This is a genomic window from Pseudomonas persica, assembly GCF_900291015.1.
Classification (GTDB): Bacteria; Pseudomonadota; Gammaproteobacteria; order Pseudomonadales; family Pseudomonadaceae; genus Aquipseudomonas.
Genome location: NZ_OLKL01000280.1, coordinates 1 through 248, shown reverse-complemented (window position 1 = coordinate 248; position 248 = coordinate 1). Strand labels below are relative to the sequence as shown.

Below are 248 nucleotides of genomic sequence, written 5' to 3'. Positions count from 1 at the left end.
GCAGTCAAGGGTGAAGCCGTCAACGAACCGATGCCGTCGCTGCTCAGCCACTCGACTAGCGAAAGCGGTTGTAATCGCACCGTGCTGCTGGTGGATGACGACCATCTGGTACGCGACATGCTTGGTGATGTGTTGCGCCAGTACGGCTACCAGGTACGCCAGGCGCACAGTGGCGAACAGGCTTTGGCCTTGCTGGATGAGCAGATCGACCTGCTACTGAGCGATTTCGCCATGCCCGAGTTCAACGG

At 59.3% G+C, this 248-nt stretch carries 1 protein-coding gene; it reads left to right on the top strand.

Features of this window, described 5'->3' with window-relative positions:
- A partial coding sequence (locus FQ664_RS26580; RefSeq protein WP_144175964.1) for a response regulator occupies positions 1 to 248 on the top strand: 248 nt, incomplete at both ends.